Source organism: Aliirhizobium sp. YIM B11859, assembly GCF_057163345.1.
In genome coordinates, this window is sequence record NZ_JBXHAY010000017.1 from 37,510 (window position 1) to 53,259 (window position 15,750).

At 59.1% G+C, this 15,750-nt stretch carries 10 protein-coding genes and 2 pseudogenes; 5 read left to right on the plus strand and 7 right to left on the minus strand.

Annotated features, from left to right (window positions below; genetic code table 11):
* Window positions 1–34 precede the first annotated feature (34 nt).
* From AC2GXZ_RS30635 to AC2GXZ_RS30650, 4 genes are all read right to left on the minus strand, one after another.
* A complete protein-coding gene (locus AC2GXZ_RS30635; RefSeq protein WP_483763037.1) occupies window positions 35–2,278 on the minus strand; it encodes a glycosyltransferase family 4 protein in 2,244 nt (747 codons plus the stop codon).
* Window positions 2,275–5,514 (minus strand): glycosyltransferase, encoded by a 3,240-nt coding sequence (locus AC2GXZ_RS30640; RefSeq protein ID WP_483763049.1) that lies wholly within the window; start codon window positions 5,512–5,514, stop codon window positions 2,275–2,277. The genes AC2GXZ_RS30635 and AC2GXZ_RS30640 overlap by 4 nt, the downstream gene beginning before the upstream one ends.
* Complete coding sequence (gene glf / locus AC2GXZ_RS30645; RefSeq protein ID WP_483763038.1) at window positions 5,507–7,738, minus strand: UDP-galactopyranose mutase; 2,232 nt, start codon at window positions 7,736–7,738, stop codon at window positions 5,507–5,509. The genes AC2GXZ_RS30640 and glf overlap by 8 nt, the downstream gene beginning before the upstream one ends.
* A gap of 187 nt (window positions 7,739–7,925) precedes the next feature.
* On the minus strand, window positions 7,926–9,074 hold the full coding sequence (locus AC2GXZ_RS30650; RefSeq protein ID WP_483763039.1) for a glycosyltransferase family 4 protein: 1,149 nt from the start codon (window positions 9,072–9,074) through the stop codon (window positions 7,926–7,928).
* A gap of 484 nt (window positions 9,075–9,558) precedes the next feature.
* On the opposite strand from AC2GXZ_RS30650, the pseudogene AC2GXZ_RS30655 reads away from it, so the two are divergent.
* A pseudogene (locus tag AC2GXZ_RS30655) lies at window positions 9,559–9,994 on the plus strand (PAS domain S-box protein); the annotation flags it as partial.
* A gap of 308 nt (window positions 9,995–10,302) precedes the next feature.
* Here the strand turns inward: AC2GXZ_RS30655 and AC2GXZ_RS30660 are convergent.
* A pseudogene (locus AC2GXZ_RS30660) lies at window positions 10,303–10,449 on the minus strand (site-specific integrase); the annotation flags it as partial.
* A gap of 766 nt (window positions 10,450–11,215) precedes the next feature.
* Here AC2GXZ_RS30660 and AC2GXZ_RS30665 point away from each other — a divergent pair.
* The 3 genes from AC2GXZ_RS30665 to AC2GXZ_RS30675 are packed head-to-tail and all read left to right on the plus strand — an operon-like array spanning window position 11,216 to window position 13,192.
* Window positions 11,216–11,797, plus strand: a complete 582-nt coding sequence (locus AC2GXZ_RS30665; RefSeq protein ID WP_483763040.1) for a nutrient deprivation-induced protein — start codon at window positions 11,216–11,218, stop codon at window positions 11,795–11,797.
* Window positions 11,790–12,206: a phage holin family protein gene (locus AC2GXZ_RS30670; protein ID WP_483763041.1), complete on the plus strand. Its 417-nt coding sequence runs from the start codon at window positions 11,790–11,792 to the stop codon at window positions 12,204–12,206. The genes AC2GXZ_RS30665 and AC2GXZ_RS30670 overlap by 8 nt, the downstream gene beginning before the upstream one ends.
* A complete protein-coding gene (locus AC2GXZ_RS30675) occupies window positions 12,206–13,192 on the plus strand; it encodes a DUF3618 domain-containing protein (RefSeq protein ID WP_483763042.1) in 987 nt (328 codons plus the stop codon). The genes AC2GXZ_RS30670 and AC2GXZ_RS30675 overlap by 1 nt, the downstream gene beginning before the upstream one ends.
* Window positions 13,193–13,501: 309 nt before the next feature.
* Here the strand turns inward: AC2GXZ_RS30675 and AC2GXZ_RS30680 are convergent, their stop codons facing one another.
* Together AC2GXZ_RS30680 and AC2GXZ_RS30685 are read right to left on the minus strand one after the other, a co-directional pair.
* On the minus strand, window positions 13,502–13,783 hold the full coding sequence (locus AC2GXZ_RS30680; protein WP_483763043.1) for an HU family DNA-binding protein: 282 nt from the start codon (window positions 13,781–13,783) through the stop codon (window positions 13,502–13,504).
* A gap of 65 nt (window positions 13,784–13,848) precedes the next feature.
* Window positions 13,849–14,667, minus strand: coding sequence for an alpha/beta fold hydrolase (locus tag AC2GXZ_RS30685; protein ID WP_483763044.1), 819 nt, complete (start codon window positions 14,665–14,667; stop codon window positions 13,849–13,851).
* A gap of 367 nt (window positions 14,668–15,034) precedes the next feature.
* Here AC2GXZ_RS30685 and AC2GXZ_RS30690 point away from each other — a divergent pair.
* On the plus strand, window positions 15,035–15,750 hold a 716-nt coding region (locus AC2GXZ_RS30690; protein ID WP_483763045.1), incomplete at its 3' end, for a cation:proton antiporter domain-containing protein.

The window sequence follows — 15,750 nt, forward strand, 5'->3', positions numbered from 1 at the left end:
TTCTCGATATCCATAGGTATTGCTCGTGGGCGAACTACAAACCTGTCAGATTCTCAAGGATCGCAGAGGACAATGCCTCCTCAGCTCTCCGCCGTCCGGACTCCACATCTGACGACAGCAGGCCGTTGTGACACATTCGATCGTCGTCCCATCCAGGATGATTGACGATCGGATAAAGACAAAGGCCCTCCAATGGCACGCCAGCGCGCATGGCGTCGCGGGCTTGAGAAGCAACATAACAGTACCATGCCGCCCGCCGGTCATCCTCGATTCCCGTCTCGGCGATCAGCAGAGGTTTGCCATATCGGGCAAAAGTTTCGATCAGGATCCTGCCTAACGGCTTATAAAGCGGATGACCGATGTCGATCGGCGGACCGCCGTGAACCCACTGGTTGTTGAAGTAGTAATTGACGCCGATAATATCGAGATAGCGCTCTTGGCCGCCGATCTGTGGCCAGATGCGGCCTGAAATCAGGTCCCAACCCTGAAACTGGGATTGCCGATGGCCCTCTGCGACGCCATGTTCCCACGGTCGGGATGGGTCGGTGATGACATTGATCACTGGTTCGCAGTGGACGAAACGCGCCCGCCCGTCGACGGCGAGGATCGCTTCCATGGCGGCGATCGCGGCGCGCGCTAGCTGCGCTTTAAGTTCGAACCCTCGGCCATTTGCGAACGGATTCAGATAACCGGCATCGCCACCACCCCACGAGAAGAACGAAATCTCGTTGACGGGGCAATAAAACGGCACCGCGTCGCTTTCCTCCCGAACGATCTTGGCGCATTCGCCTGCAAATCGTGCAAAACGGTCGGCAAAGCCGGGCGACCAGATATCCAAATCGTCTGGCCAGCCGTAATGAAGCAGATCCCAGATTACCTGCGTACCGGTCGTATTCGCCGCCTGCAGCATCGGCCTTATGCTCGACCAGTCGTAGCGACCGGCCCGGTCGATCAGGTGCCAGCGAAAGCCGTCGCGAACGGTGCGGATGCCGAATTCCGCCAGCTGACGATAATCCTGCGCAGCGTGCAGGTCGTGGCTGATGGCCGCGATCATGTCGAGGCGGCGGCCAGTGTCCTCGCTCTCGCGGCGGCGAAGCCGGTGGGTCGAGCATTCAAAGCCGCCCTGCAGGAAGGATTGAAACAAGCCGGTCGGTCCGGACGCCTGCCTTTCTGCAAACACATCGGAAAACAGCCTCTCCCACTGCGGAATCACGGCTTCTGTGGCATAGCGTTTCTCTACGGTTCGCCGCAGCGTATCTCCCAGCGCGCGTCGAAGCGCCGGTGCATCGATCAGTCTGCAGATGCTTTTCGCCACGGCTTCCGGGTCGCCGTAGGGAACGAAAACACCGGAGATCCCGTCTTCGATCTGCTGCAGAGCGCCGTTGTCGGGCGTCGCGATGACCGGGAGTGATGCGGCGCCGGCCTCGGCGATTACATGCGGCATGCCTTCACCACGCGACAGCCAGACGAAGACGTCGAAGGCCGACAAAAGGGTAGGAACATCTTTTCGATCTCCTAGAAACTGCAGTTTCCCCGCCAGTCCGCGCTGCCGTGCCAGCGCCTTCAGGCGGTCGGCATAGTTCGGCATGAAGGCGTCCGGGCCGCCCACGATCACGAAACGGGTTCGACTTTCGCGAAGGGCGACGAGGGCCGCTGCCTCGATGAAGTCCTCGACATTCTTCTTGGGGTCGAGCCGGCCGACCCAGCCAACCAGCGTCTGGTCGCGCGCGATACCGAGCTCTCGCCTGACCGCCTCGCGCAACAATGGATTGAAGGTCGCCAGGTCGACCATGGACGGAATCTCGACTGCGTGATGTTCGCGCCCCGGCATCCGGGATGCCGCCGCGTCCCGGATTGAACGGCAGACACCGACATACCGACTCGTCAAATGCTTCGGTCCGGCGAGCGCCTCCGAAACGAGGCCGCCATGTTCGATCAGCGGGGCGCGCAGGTGCAGACGCTCCATCGCCGGATAAATGTCGGCGACGTTCTGGCAGGACACCACGACGTCGTAACCGGGGATCTTGTTGGCCAAGTAGCCGACCGTATCCTCGAATGACAGCTCATAGGGCGTCGTATCGACATCGACGCCGAGCGCTGCGAGTTGTTCGTGCGTCTGCTCCGGCATGCCAGGCTTTCGAAAGCAGGCGACAACATCGATGCGGTAGCGCTGCGGGTCGAGGTTTCCCGCCAGCAGCCGCACTTCCGTTTCCTCGCCGCCGACCACCAGCCAGGCGAATACGAACAGGATGCGGATCGGTGGCGTTTCCTCTGTCATTCGCCCACCTTGAAAACGACCTGCAGGAAGTCTGGCCGGTTTTCGATGAGATCGGTCAGGAAGGTCGGCGCATCATCTATCGGGATGACATGGGTGATCATGTGCTCGCGGATCGTATCGCCCTCTTTCCTGAGAAGATCGACGGTAGCAAGCGCCAGCCGTCTGCGGTTCCACAGCGTGGCCAACCCGCGTGGCACGCGATTGATCTGGGCGCAACGGATATTGAGCCCGTTATGGTGGAATTCCTCGCCCAGCCGCAAGGCGTCGGCACCGCCCTGGTAGAAGGCGAGGTCGATGACTGTTCCCTGCGGTCTTAAGGCCTTCAGTGCGGTATGCAGGCTCGCTGACTGCGCCCGGGTCTGGAACACCAGGTCGGCGCCGCGGCCCATCGCACCGTCATGCCAGCGCGCCTTGGCATGTTGCCAGGCCTGATCCTCCGTCATCGCCGTGAACCCCATCGCCTCCGCCTTGGCGCGCCGGAACTCGGATGGATCGCTCACGACCACGTCGGAGGCACCGAGCGCCCGCGCGAACAGCGCCGTCATCAGCCCCACCGTGCCACCGCCGATGACGATGACAGGACGGTCCTTTACGCCCGCGCCGAGGAAAGGCACCTGCGCGCCGAAAGCCTCTGCATCGGCATGCAGGATGCCGTTGGCGCAGATCGGGCCCATCTGCGCGATAAGCACACCTAGCAGCGGATCCACATCCGTCGGCATCGGCACCAGCAGGTCATGGAACGGGCTGGCGGTGTGCCCGGACTTGTGGGCATAGGTCGTGGCGACCACATTCCCTTCGGAAAAGCCGTGCGCACGCGATTCCGAAACGCGCGCGACTTCCATATAGCCGAGAAACGGCACGGGATAATGCAGGTCCGGCTCGTTGTCGATGAAGGCGCCGCGCTCGCCGTCGAAACGCGATCGGAAATAGGGATTGGTGTTTTTGAGAAAGGTCAGTTCGGTACCGGCTGAAAGGCCGGTATAGAGCGTGTCGAGACGGACTTGCCCGTCGCCGGGCGGCCCTTCCTCGTATTCGAAGAAATACGGGCGGCCCGGCGCCTCAACGCCGAGCGAGCGGATCTTGCGATGACCGGGCGCTAGTCCGGGCGGCGGCACTTCCGGCCGGGGCTGGACTTGCAGCGGAGCCGGTTCCGGCCGGCGCGTGTGCGGCGGATCGAGCCTGATGGCCTGGCCCGATTTCGCGGAGGACATGACGGCAAGCGCAAGCCGATGCGTCGCCAGAGCCTCGGCATAGGGGCAGCGGATGCGGTTTTCGCCGCCGCGTACCGCGTCGATGAAATCGCGGTCCTCGCGCCAGACCGGGTCGCCATCTTCGACGCGGACTGGACGTCCGCGCCCGACATCGACCATTATCTCCCGGTCGGTCAGCTCGATCGCCAGCCGGTCGGCAAAGATATGAAGGCCGACGCGATGGTTCCAGCCGAGCAGGCAGGTCGACGCGATGTTGGCGACGACGCCGGTTTCGAACGTGAGGTTGGCGGTCGTCACCGTCGGCACATCGAGGCCGGGAAAGTCCGGCCGGTCGCGATGACCGGCGCGACCGTAGACTTCGGTCACTTCGCCCACGAGGAAACGCACGAGATCGAGAAGATGGGTTGCCTGCTCGACCATCTGGCCGCCCGACTTGTCTTCCTTCCACCACCATTGCGGCGGCGGGGTCGAATCCAGCCAATAACCGGACAGAAGCTGGGCGGGATTGTCGGCCAATATCGCCCGCGCTTCATCGACAATGTCGAGATATCGCCAGTGATAGCCGACACCCGTGATCAAGCCGCGGGCGGTGACGGCTGCTGAGATTTCTTCTGCGGTCGCAAGATCGAGCGCCACCGGCTTTTCGACGAAGAACGGAATGCCACGCGCGACGAGATCGCGTTCGGGCTCGCCATGGGCGAACGGCGGCACGCAGACATACACGGCGTCCGGGCGGACCGCATCCAGCATCTCCGGATGATGCCCGAAGGCCTTTGCTCCAAACCGCATCGCCGCCGCATCCGCCCGCCCAAGATCAGGATCCGCGAAGCCGACCAGTTCAACGTCGTCGAAGCCGGCAATGATGTCGAGGTGCCGTTGCGCGATGCCGCCGACGCCGATAAAGGCCAGACGAGTCTTTTGCATGGAGAGATCCTTTTGCATTGGGCCTGATTTTTCTGAATAGCGGCTGTAGATCGCCCCGGTTTCCGCCGCCATCCGATCCGCAGAAAAGTGCTGTCGGAAGCGCTCGCCTGCGGCTGCGCCGACGGCAGCCAGCCGGTCCGGATCGGCAAGCGCCAGCAGAATAGTGTCGGCAAGCGAATTAGCGTCGCCGGGCACCGCGAAGTAGGGATGATCTTCGCCGAGCGCCTCGAGTGTACCGCCGATGCGCGTCGCGACCACAGGCGTGCCGAGCGACATCGCCTCCAGAACGGCCAGCGGCAGTCCCTCGAACAGCGACGGCAGCACGAATAGATCGCTCACTTCGAAAAGCTCGGCGATATCTGTGCGCTGGCCAAGAAAACGGACATGTGCGGCCAGACCCAGATCTTCGGCGAGTGCCGTCAGGGTCTCCCGTTCCTCGCCCGATCCTGCCAGCAGCAGGAGGGTGGTTGGATGTCGCGTCAAAATATGCGGCAGGGCACGTATCAGGGTCGCATGATCCTTTTGCGCGGTCAGGCGAGCGACGGTCAGCAGGACAGTCGCGTTGTCGAGTGCCAGATCTTGTCTGAGGCTCGTCGATGCCGCGGTCGGCTGACGCGCAAAGATGCCATTGCGGATCACCGACAGCCGATCCGCTGCGATGTGGGAGCTGTAACTGTGCCTTGAAGCATCCGAAACGACGATATGGTGGGAAACGTCGCATGCATGGAGACGGTAGCTCTCCCTTTGCCGGCTATCGGTCAGGAGATAGGGCAGGTGTTCGGTGCGGATGACCGGAATGCCTTGCGCGGCGCCGATAGCGGTGAGCTCGAGCCCCTCCCAGCCTATTCCCGCATGGACATGCAAAAGATCGGTGTCGGCCTGGGAAAGCCAGTCGGCGAAATCCTCATGGTTGTGAGCAAGCCGAATCTTTATGCCGAAACGCGCGGCACGGGGCAGAAGACCGTTGCGGTCTTCCCCGAGCAGGGCAATCGTCACATCCCATTCTGAAGCGCAGCCACGCGCCAGTGCGAGCATGTGCTCGCCCATCCCGGACGGATCGAGACTGTCTGTCGCCAGAACGATTTGCGCTTTCCTAGTCAAGCTGAGCATCGACCCCAACGCCAGTTCCCAGCCGTGTCCGCAGTCGCCGGTGGGTCGCTAGGGCCTGTCCAACAACCTGATCCATGTTGTAATACTTGTAAGTACCGAGCCTGCCCACGAATGTGACGTCGCGCTCCTCCCGGGCGAGGGCTTCATACTGTCGGTAGAGCGCCTGGTTTTCGGGCCTGGGGATCGGATAGTAGGGGTCGCCCTTGGCGCAAGCGAACTCGTAGCTGATGCTCGTCTTCGGATGCACTTGACCGGTCAGGTGCTTGTATTCGGTGATGCGGGTGTATGGCTTGTCCTCGGAAGGATAGTTGATAACGCCGACGGGCAAGAGCCGTCGCACGTCATGCGTTTCATGCCGAAATTCGAGGCTGCGATAGGGCAGGCGCCCGAAACAGAACTCATAATATTCGTCGATCGGGCCTGTGAAGATCGTATGGCCCGTCAGGCCGTCGCGGCGCAGGTTGGCGTATTCGGTTTCGAGCAGGACTGTGATGTTCTCATGATCAAGCATTCGCTCGAACATTCGCGTATAGCCCTCTCGCGGCATCGCTTGAAACGTGTCCAGGAAATAGCGGTCGTCGTCGCTGGTGCGCGTCGGAACCCTCGCAGTGACGGAGCGGTCGAGTTCTGACGGGTCGAGACCCCATTGCTTGCGCGTGTAGCCTTGGAAGAAGGTGCGGTAGAGTTCGCCGCCTACCTGCGACACCACTACGTCACGCGAGGTGCGAACTGGGTCGCAGGGCTCTGCGCGGCTCGCCAGAAATTGTGCGGCCTCTGTCTCGTTTGCAAGATCGAGACCAAAAAGCCCGTTGAGCGTGGTGCGGTTGATCGGAATTGGAAGCCTTAAATCTCCGACTTGCGCCAGAACCCGATGTTCATAGTCTCGCCAAGCCGTGAAACGAGAAAGGTATGCGAACACATCCTTGCTATTGGTGTGAAAGATATGTGGACCGTATTTGTGCACGAGGATGCCGGCCTCGTCGCGATGGTCGTAAGCATTTCCGGCGATATGCGGCCGTCGATCGCAGACGAGGACCGAATGGCCGTCCGAAGCGAGGCGTTCCGCCATCACCGATCCGGCAAATCCGGCCCCCACGATCAGGTAGTCGTAAGATCGGCGAAGCCCGCGGCGTTGGAACGAAAAGGACGCTTCCCTCGAGACAACGGAAATGCCGGATCGCGCCGCCGCTTGTTCCACAAGATTTGACATGGAGCTGAAGGTGGCATCCCAGGAGGAGCGAGACAGGATCTCGTCCACCTTCGAAATCCATATGACGCCTGTAGGTGAAAGCGCTATCGCGGCGTCGCAGGCTTGCGCGAACTGTTCAGAACCATCGGCCAGGAACACACCGGCAACGTCACCATAGGTACGCACCACGTCTGTAATTCTGGTGCTAACCACCGGCCGGCCTGCGGCCAAATATTCAGGTGTCTTGGTTGGACTGATGAATCGGGTTGCCTCGTTCAGCGCAAACGGCATGATCGCTGCCTGCCAGCCCGACAGGTAGGCGGGAAGGTCCGCATATCGCTTCTGCCCGAGATAGTGAATGTTCGCCGCCTGTGGCAGATCCGCAGGCGAAATCTTGACCACCGGGCCAAGGAACACGAACGAAAAATCCGGGCGCGCTGCTGCCGTCTCACGGATCAGGTCAAGATCGAGTCGTTCGTCGATAACCCCGTAGTAGCCGAGACGCGGATGCGGGATGGCGGCCTGATCCGGCGGGTCGGCCTGAACGTCACGGGCTTTCCGGAAATGATGTGCGTCGACGCTCGACGGAAAGGCATGGATGTTATCATGCCGATGCTTCTTCGCCTCGTAGAGACTGAAACCACCGGTGAATATGGCGTCGGCGCGCGCGATCAGCGCATCTTCCGTTTCCCTCAGACGGGGCGGCGCAAACCTGAAATTGGCCAATTCGTCCATACAGTCATAGATCACGGCTGCCGCATCTACATGGCGCGCGAAGGTGAACATCATCGGCGTGTAGAACCATAAAACTGGGCGATGTTCGCCGTTTAGCTTTATCAGGTCGTCGAGCAGCCTGCCGAGCGCCCTTTCGCGTTCGGCCTCGCTCCACCAGTGCGGTACACGCGGCCGGATGGCTTTAACGCTTGTCCCCTCGAAAGGGTGGATTTCCAGGTAGGCGAGGTGGTGGTCGGTCGGGATGAATTCCTCGAAGAAGAAGACCTGCCGGTGGTGGGAAAACCGTTGCATCAGATGCTGCGGTCTCTGTAGCACGAAATCCCATCGTAAATGGGAAAAACAGATAAGGGGAGCTTGCTGGGGAGAGCAGGGTTCAGTCGACTGCAATAAGGAATTCAACACGTCCATCAAACACCTCGCGACAAGACCCAACCCGAACGGAATTTTGCTGCGAAAGTTCCTGCGGCTGCGGCAGAAATCAGTTTTTGGTGTTGTCGATGAGGTGCTTGAGTTGGCGAATGCTATGGGGCCAGGTCCAGTTCGCCAGCACAGCGTTGCGAGGCCGCAGAGTTTCCGCTCGTTCGAGCAGATCGAGGATGCCTTTATGAAAGTCTGCGGCGGATGCCGTGCAGCCGGTTTCGGCTTTGATATATTGCAACCCGCAACTGAGCTCGCTATTGGCGAGAACCGGAATGCCCGCCAACATGTATTCCGTCAGGATTGCCGGTGCCCCGTCGTCCACGCCGCAGACGACGCCAATCCTTGCCTGGTTCATCAGCCGATTGACCTCGTCGAACGGAACGCTTGGCGGCCCGACGAATTCGACATCGATGCCCAGCCGCTCGGCTTGATTACGCAGTTCGGGAACCAGTTCGCCGTAGCCAGATACGCACAGCGTCCGCAGCGACTTTGGCAACCTGGCAAGCGCGTCGAACAGGATATCGTGACGTTTATAGGCCTGCGCGGCCGCCACATAGATCACGTCATGCGTCTTGGGGATGTCCAACGGATAAAATGTCACCTCGGAGGCAAATTCTGGACCGATCGGCATGACTTCGGTTCGCATATTCGGATGACGTGCTTTCACCGCGTCCGATTGCCATTCGGCGCCGGTTAGAACGAGATCGAAATGACGGCTGACCTCGGTCGGCACCCGTAGCGCCGGGGCATCGATGGAATTGTAGATCTTGAAACTGTCGCGGCAGGTTAGAAGAATATCTTCGCAGACGCCGAGGCCCCAAACGCATAAAATGTCGGGTGCCCCAAAGGTGGCGATATGTCCCAGCATGTCGTTCGATGCGAACGGGACTTCCGGTCCGTTCATGCGGAACGCGCGGCGCGTGAGAAACGGGCTGCCTGCCGTCCAGTCAGATGGTGGCGCCTCACCACGCCAGAACGTCCAGATTTCGGCGCAGTCGACAAGCCGGTCCTTGAGCGCAGCCAAGGGTAGTCGTTCTAGATACCCGCCATCGACTTTGACGATCCCGGGCTCCGAAACCGCTGTCGGAGATCGGCCACGTGTCCCGCTAAGCCATTGGTGTCGGTAGGCCTCGACAGAGGGAATAGCCTCCTCGCTCCATGCGCCGTCCTGGAAGTCGCTTATGATGACGATACGGCGAGGCTCCATGCAGGCTCCTGAGTGGTATCTATAAAGATGGTCGCTCAACTTTCGGGGGGAAGGTTAGTTCCAGTACGTTGGGGCGGGAGGGGCAGTGTTCTAGTCTACTAGAGCACTATAATGCTTCGCATCTGATCGCGTGAACTGGTGCCTTTTCACGGAGTGATTGCTTCTCTTGCAGGAGGGCCGGAGGGACAGGTATGGCGGGGCCGGCCCCGTTCGTCTAAAGGGGGCCGCAGCGTTTTTATCGAAACCGGCCACACGAGGAGCGGGATAGATGGGTGTTCCATCGCATCCGGCTAAAAAGGGCCGCCTCGCACGCGGCGACTATTGCCGCTTTAGCAAAGGATCGGAGCGTCGATATCTCGAAGCTTTGATAAATATACTTTCTTCGTAAGCTATATTAGGCCTCGCGGAGGCCGGCACTTCATCGCCCGGTTTTCACCGTATTAAGGCGACGGTTGCATGGATCTTTGGACGGACGTCACTCTGACTGAACAGCGGACGCGAGGTATCGTTCAATGAGAGAGACACAGACAGGACTACTAGGGAGAGCCTTCTCGCGGCTATCATCGATAGCGCGATTGATTACGCGATCATTTCTATGGATCGCCAGGGCTTGGTCATGACCTGGAACCATGGCGCGCGGCGCATCCTCGGCTGGGACGAGGAACAGATGAGGGGAAAGCCGGCCGATGTTTTCTTCACACAAGAAGACAGGGATGAGGATGTTCCGGAGAAGGAAATGGCGGCCGCGCTGACGAAAGGGCGCGGTAACGACGAGCGCTGGGATGTCCGCAAGGACAGTTCGCGGTTCTGGCGTCTGGCGAAATGATGGCACTGCGCGACGGCGGCGACAAATTCATGGCTTTATCAAGGTCCTGCGTGACCGGACGCAGCAGCGGTTGGACCACGAACGCCGACGCGTCGATGCGGAGTTCATGCAGAAGGTGCTCACCGCGTCAGACGACTGCATCAAGGTCCCGAACCTTGATGGAAACCTCGCTTTCATTTCGGAGGGCGGTATGCGCGTTATGGAAGTAGACGAATTCAGGAAGATCGCCGGTTGCCCATGGCCGAGTTTCTGGAAGCTTGAGGGCAACGATAAGGCTAAGAGGCGATCGCGTCGGCAAGACGCGGCGAGAGCGCCCGCTTCACGGGTTTTGCCGAAACGCTCAACGGTAATGAGAAGTCGTGGGACGTGCAGGTTTCCCCCATGTCTGGAGCCGGTGGCGGAGGCGGTCACGCGCTCTGGCATTGGCTTGAGAACCAGGATCAGGCGGCCGGTCCCGCGGCCTTCACCGTCCGCTAGGTTCTCCTGCTTCTGGTTGCTCTCCACTCGCTTCAGCGCTTGCTTGATAGCGGAATCGGTCAGGCTCGGCACGGCGTTTCCCCTTCCCGGCAACTGGGATCGATAGAGGAAATAGGGATCGGCGCTCGGGGTCTTGAGGCCGTCGACTACCGCTTAAGTAGCCCCCAGTTTGCCAAAACCGCACCCAGTACGCAAGTCAGAAGAACTATGATGTTTCAATGTGCCTGAGCGTGATCCAGCGTGACTTTTATGGGGTAAGTGGGATGGTTGTGCATCACGCTCAGGCACTTTGGATCACTCAGGATCACACAAAGGCGCGTACGCGCACGTCTGGTTTCGCACGCCAGAAAAAAATTGGGGGAGGGGATTGGTATATAGGGAAGGTTAGATGCTCCGCCCCAGCCTTGCCGGCGTTAGACAGCGCGCCGCTCTACCCAAAACCTGGCTTCTAGGGTGGAGCGCTCTTCGTTCAAGCCCATCGCCATTTTGTCCACAGGGGCAATCTGCCTCTCTGTTTCACGTATGTGCTGCGGGCTTAGCGGTGACATTTGGATGATTGTGGATACGGCCGAACTGCGGCTTTATGATCCACAATAACTGATTTTCCATGCCATTCGCGTCTTAAGTTGGGTGATGAATTTATTACGGGGCTTCGTTATCTGACATTCTATTCTGCTTGAATTGTAGTGCAGGAACGACTTGGGCCGCGCGGGCACCATTCCGACAATCGACTTACTCGGCAGGCGGGGACGCCCCCTGGCAAGCTGGAACAAAGGTCCCCTGCGCTTGTTGGTGGCTATCGGCAACCGCTGATTTACTCCCTGATGGAGAGAGAGAGATGACAAACGAATTTGGAAGAACCCCGGACGGGACGCCGCCCTCGTTGGGACTGCAACCTACGTCACCCGCATCACAGAGCTCTGGAACCTCATCGACGCAGTTCGAGGATCTGAAAGCTAAGGTTGGGGAAGATCTCACTTCTGCGCGCGATGCTGTCAAGGAAGGCGGGGAGGCGGCAGTCGAGAAGGTCAAGGATATTGTGACCGACCAGAAGACATTTGCTGCTCATCAAGTGCGCGGTATCGCGACTGCCCTTGAGAAAGTTGGAGCCGAGCTGGAGGGGGCCGATCAGCAGCATGTCGGCCGAATTGCCAAACAGATCGGCAGCAGCGTCCAGAACTTCGCAAAGGAAATCGAAGGCAAAGATCTCGGTGAGATTGCGAGCATGGCGGAGGAGTTCGGTCGTAAACAGCCGGTCGCGTTTCTTGGCATGGCCGCGCTTGCTGGCCTTGCGGCCAGTCGGTTCCTGACTGCGTCATCGGTACGCACCGATTATTCGACAAAGCCGCGCTCAACGGACAGCCTAAGGCCGTCTCAGTCGAGCGAGTCGCTGCGTGCGGGAGGTATCGATAATGGCTAAGTCTTCAGACAACACGCCCTTGTCAGAACTCTTGTCAGGGCTCGTATCCGATGTGACCGGCTTGTTTCGCAAGGAGATCGACCTCGCGAAGACAGAGGTCTCAGAAAAGGCGTCCAAAGCACTCCTCGGCATCGAAGCGCTGCTCGTCGGGCTAGTCCTCGTTATCGGCGCGGTAGGTGTACTTCTGAGTGCTTTGGTCAGTGGCTTGGCAGCACTGTTTATCAAGTGGGGAATGATGGAGACGAGTGCCAGCTCGCTCGCGGCCGTAATCGTTGGCGTGATTATCGCGGCGATTGCCTGGATGATGATGTCAAAGGGTCTGAGCACGTTGCGTGCAGGTAACTTGAAACTTGACCGGACGACGACGTCGCTTCGTCGTGACGTCGACGTAGTTAAGGAGAAAATTTGATGGAAAACTCGACAGAAAAGACCTCCGCCGATATCCAGCGCGAAATCGATGCCGATCGCCAACGCATCGGAAGCCGCATTGACGCAATCCAGGACCGAATGTCTCCGGGCCAACTGATTGATGAGGTCATGGCCTACGCCAAGGGAAGCGGCGGCGGCGAATACGTGAGCAATCTAGGTCAGGCGGTAAAAATCAACCCCATTCCCGTTGCTCTCATGGGTGTAGGCTTGGCCTGGCTGATGGCCAAACAGGGAACAACCGCTGATCCGGCCCCCGCACCCACCACCCATGCCCGAGACTATCCGCTTTATCCCGTCGACGGCCCTGTGCGTCGCCTCGGGCCGCCCGAAACGGTCGGCGGATCTCGCTACAGCCATTTTGGCGACAACTCCGGTAAGCGCCTTAAGGCGCTCACAGACGAGACCGGCAACCGCGCGGGCGATTTTATCGATGAAGCTGGGAAGACCTATCGCGGATTTGCCGACGCGAGCGGCAAGCAGATCGAGCGCATTGCCGATGAGACTGGCGAGGCGCTGGATAATGCCTCAGGATGGGCTTCGGGGACCTGGTCCCAGATCAAGGAGTCCGCGACGAGCATAGGTAACAAAGTGTCCAATACTGCCGCATCCCTGTCCCGCAGTTCGTCGTCTGCAGGTAATTCAGCGCAGGAACAGGTTGGCAGGTTAAATGATGCCATCCTGAAGCAGTTTCGCGACCAACCACTCGTCGGGGGTGCTCTTGCGTTTGCTATGGGTGCGGCAATCGGAGCTGCTTTGCCTCACACCGAACAGGAAGACGCTATTCTGGGTGATGCTGCCGAAGCAACCAAGGAAGCAGTGTCAGTTCAAGCCGCCGCGCTGGCCGACCAGGGCAAAGAGATCGCCTCCGACGCCTATGACAAAGTTGTCGAGGTTGCTTCCGATATTCACGACGCCGCAAAGGACCGTGTCGCCGAGGAGGCAGAAAAGTTCAACAGCAAGGCATAGAGACGTGCTCTGTTGCCACTGATTGTCGCTCCCAACTCGGAGCGACAATCAAGTATCCGCGTTGACATAGCGTTGAAGTATCACTGTGATCCCGTCAGGACACCGTTCCAAAACTCACAAGCATGGCGATCGCGAAAGTACGCTCCGGCTCTATCTCATCCTGCCAGGAGTGGAAGAAGACCCGAGGCTGCAGTGGTCGAAAGCGGCCGTTGCCTTCGGGTTGACCGCCGCGCGCAAAACGTCCTCACGCATCCATAATCCGAGTATATACAAGTATATATAATACACCTCGCCTAGGGAACTCGAACGTCAGCCGTTAACGGCCTCTTTCAGCGCTTTGGCGAGTTGAAAAACAAGCTTCCTGGACGCCGCGATCTTGATCGTCTCGCCAGTCGATGGGTTGCGGCCATCGCGTGCGGGCTTATCCTGAACCTTGAACTTGCCGAATCCGTGCAGCGAGACCTCTTCTACTTTGGCGGCAGCTTGCGAAATGCCTTGTAGCACATCTTCGACAATGGCCTTGGCCTGCGCTTTAGTGAGGTGATGTGTCTCGGCAAGACCGTCTGCGAGATCGTTTGTACTGATAGCCATGAATAATCCTCCTCGTGATTCGAGACAGTATTTTATCGCATACGGGCAAAGCCGCCGCCGCTCAATCATTCGAGCGAGTTGAGAAAACTGCGCACCATTTCGTTGAAAATATGATGCTGCTGCCAATGAGGACCGTGCCCGGCTTCAGCAAGACGCAAAGGACGCTCGGTCCACAGGTTCCGGTATTTTAGCGTATCGATGTAATCAAGGTTTACCACCGGGTCGTCGGCACCATTCACAATCGCCAGCGGGACGGTGGAAATGGCCACAAGTTCCCGTTGATCGATCTGCGTTCCTGCGATTACTGCATCTACCATGAACTTACGCGCGCGCCCATCGGCGCGGCGCACTGCCGATGTATAAAACAGATCTCGTTCAGCACTCGGACCGAGCGCCATGGTAACCACACCTTTGATCTGCTCCTCCGTAAGGGTCGGATTCCCGGTATATGCCATCTCCGGATTAGGGAGGAAGCCAAGTCGCGCACCTTCAGGTCCCGGCGGGATAGGCGGCGTTCCGAAGATCATCACCCCTGAAACCTGGGGTAGCGTCGCCATGAGATCCAGCGCAATGTGCCCGCCTAGCGAATGGCCAAGAATACCAACCTTGTCGATGCCGAGTTTCGTGAGCACTTCCGTGATCGCGTCGGCATAACCGCCAAAGCAATAGCTGCGTTGAGGATCAGCAGCGTCCGATGACTCGCCATGTCCGGGCAGGTCTAGTGAAACGAGCCTTCGCGTTCCGCCAAGCGCCTGCTGTTGAAAGAGGAACATTTCCTTGCATCCCGAATTGCAATGCAGCATCAAAAGCGGTGTGCCAGTTCCCTCGATGTCGCTTACCGAAATATGTCCGTGTGATGTTTCGATAATTGTCTGTTCGCTCATATCCGTATGTCCGGTTTCAGCCTATAATCGCATTGGGCTTGAGACAGGATTTTCACGAGATTGTGGCGAGGTTAACCTCCCCATTTCGAAGGGCCAATCGGCATCGGCGGAAAGAACCGAAATTGGAACCCAGCCTTTTCGTTCGACCGCAGGAGTATCAGCACCACTCAGCGTCGCGCGAGGCCTGGGGTCGCCGACGTCAGTGCTCGTCCCTGTCCCGGCATCAAGGGTGACTTGGGCGTTGGAGGTGAAGGCGAGAATGAAGTCTAGATCAGTATCCACGCGATCAGCTACTATGTAACATTTTGCGCGTTCCGGCGTTAGTTTGCAGCCCGGCACGTCAGCGGTTGCGGCTGAGGGAACGCCAATGGATATCTATATCGTCACGCTGACCATCCTTGGCTTCGTCATTCTCCTGACCGCGTGGCTGCCAATGGTTCTACGGCGACTGCCGTTGTCGCTGCCGATCATCTGTCTTGCGATCGGCGCTATCTTGGCCTGGTCGCCTTTCCCGCTCCTGCCGCGCTTCAATCCCCTCGACAACAGAGAGTTCACCGAACGGCTCACCGAGATCGTCGTCATCGTCGCGCTGATGGGCGCTGGCCTGAAGATCGATCGGCGTATTGGCTGGCGTCGCTGGATGACAACATGGAGACTTCTCGGCATCGCCATGCCATTGACGATCACAGCGATTGCATTGCTTGGCTCATATATCCTGGACCTTGGTATCGCATCTGCGCTCCTTTTGGGAGCCTCGCTCGCCCCGACGGACCCGGTTCTGGCCAGCGATATCCAAGTCGGCCCGCCGAAAAGCGGCGAGGAAGACGAGGTTCGTTTTGCCCTGACTTCCGAAGCCGGCCTGAATGATGGCGCGAGTTTTCCCTTCGTTCATCTGGCGATCGCACTAACACTGGCGGCCAGTAAGGGGTCGACCATCTTCGAACATTGGATGACGATCGACATTTTTTGGCGGTCGGTCGCTGGCGTCGCAATGGGATGGGTCGCCGGAAAGGGTTTTGGCTTCTTGTCATTCCGACTGCGCGGTCGAAGCCTTGCCAAGACACAGGACGGCTTTGTGGCGCT